This window comes from Corynebacterium sp., from assembly GCF_012837295.1.
Classification (GTDB): domain Bacteria; phylum Actinomycetota; class Actinomycetes; order Mycobacteriales; family Mycobacteriaceae; genus Corynebacterium.
In genome coordinates, this window is record NZ_DURI01000243.1 from 1 (window position 1) to 2,084 (window position 2,084).

Annotated in this window: 2 protein-coding genes; one reads left to right on the forward strand and one right to left on the reverse strand. The window is 66.9% G+C overall.

The window, feature by feature from the left end; translation table 11 throughout:
* Positions 1-1,371, reverse strand: a 1,371-nt coding sequence (locus GX015_RS07905) for an SLC13 family permease (RefSeq protein WP_291344172.1), incomplete at its 3' end; no start/stop codon positions are given.
* Positions 1,372-1,620: 249 nt separating this feature from the next.
* On the opposite strand from GX015_RS07905, the gene smpB reads away from it, so the two are divergent.
* A partial coding sequence (gene smpB / locus GX015_RS07910; protein ID WP_291344174.1) for an SsrA-binding protein SmpB occupies positions 1,621-2,084 on the forward strand: 464 nt, incomplete at its 3' end.

A 2,084-nucleotide genomic window follows, 5' to 3' on the forward strand; every position in this document is an offset into this window, starting at 1 on the left:
GAAGTAGGACGTGAACTGCGCGACGGCGAAGAACAATACCATCATCGCGGTCAGCGTGGACAGGCCCTTCTCCATGAAGTCGGGGATGTCCGACGAATCGCGGATCGAGCCGATGGACAGGCCGTAGGCGATGCCGACGATGGCGAACAGCAGCGCGATCGGCACGACGATGTCGGTGAGCAGCGGGGAATTGAGGATGCCGTCGCCCTCGCCCCGCAGCGGCGAGCCCGGGATGAACAGCAGCGCCGCCCATGCGGCGACGGTCGCCAGCGCAGCGAAGCCGCCGACCTTCAGGGCCTTGGCCTCGCGGGGGTCGAGCTCGAGTTCGTCGCGCAGCTCCTCCTTGGAGCGGGTTTCACCGTTGGGGGTGTCGGCGGCACGGCTTTCGCTTGACGACGATCCGGTGTGGGAGTCGGCCGCCGTCTTCTTCGCGGCCCTCTTCTCGTCGCGGCCGGCGCGATCGCCGACGCGGCCGACGGAGGTGGTGGCGCCGGTGTCGGTGCGGACGTCGTCGTCCTCGGAGTCGGTGTCGGAGCCGCCGTTGCCGGGCTTGGTGAACGCGGCGGCCTCGTAGTTGATCTTCGACTCGTCGATGGTCTTCTTCGTGTGCTTGACGATGAACAGCTCCGTCACCGCCGTGATGATCGCCGACAGCACCAGCGCGGAGGCCATGGAGAAGAAGTAGTTCGCCAGCGGCGACACCACGTACTCGGGGTCCACGAACTGGGCAGCCGACGTGGAAATGCCGGCCAGCAGCACGTCGGTGATGTTGAGGACCAACGAGGAGTTGAAGCCGGCCGACGACGCCGCGAACGCGACCATCGCGCCGACGATCGGATTGCGCCCCACCGCGCGGAACGCCGCGGCGCCCAGCGGGATGAGGATGACGTACACGGCGTCGGAGGCCACCGAGCCGGTCACGCCGGCCAGGGCGACGACGTACGTCAGCCACATGGGGGAGCGGACCTTGGACACCGCCGCGCGGATCGCCGCGCCGATGAACCCGGAGTACTCCGCGATGGCGACGCCGAGCATGCACACCAGGATCAGGCCGACGGGGGCGAAGGTGACGAAGTTGTCCACCGCGTCGGTGACCATCTTCTGCAGGAACTCGGGGGTCAGGAGGTTCTGGACCTCGATGACCTCGCCGGTGCCGGGGTCTTCGGCGGACATGCCCGCCTTGGCGCCCAGCCATGACGAGACGATGACCACGCCCGCCAGAATGACGAAGAGCCAGAACGGGTTCGGCAGGGCGTTGCCCACCCGTTCCAGCGTCGCGAGGAATCCCTTCGGCTTCTCGTGGCCGCCGGCGGACTCGCCGCCACCTCCGCCGTCTCTCGTTCTTTCCGCGGTGCCCGTGGACTGAGCCATGGGGTCCTCCGTGTCGTGTGTCGTCGGTGCAGTGTCGGGGTTGCCGGCGGCCGCACATGTCGCGCGTATGGCGCCACATCCGAAAGTAACCGAAACTAACTCCGATGGGCTTCAAAAGGCGGATTGAAATGAGGTCGTTATTCGCGGGCCCAATGGCTGCGCGATGGGACGTCCGCCCGGGGAGGTGGCGGCGGGCGATTCGGGTGCTGTTTTGGCTGGTCGGCGCGCCCGGCTAGGCTGGGACGGGTTATGGCCAAGAAGAAGTCGAAGAACGCGAAGAACCAGAATCCGGTGATCGCGACCAACCGCCGAGCCCGCCACGATTACCACATCCTGGACACGTGGGAGTGCGGCGTCGTGTTGGTCGGCACCGAGGTCAAGGCCCTGCGCGAGGGCAAGGCCTCGCTCAACGACGCCTTCGCCACCATCGACGACGGCGAGGTGTGGCTGCGCGGCCTGCACATCCCCGAGTACTCCCACGGCAATTGGACGAATCACCCGACGCGTCGTGCGCGCAAGCTGCTGCTGCACCGCGCCGAGATCGATTCGCTGATGGGCAAGGTCCGCGACGGCAAGAACACCCTCATCCCGCTGAAGCTGTACTTCAAGGACGGCCGGCTGAAGGTCGAGTTGGGGCTGGCCCGCGGCAAGCAGGATTACGACAAGCGCCAGGACATCAAGCGTCGCACCGAGGAACGCGAGATCACCCGCGA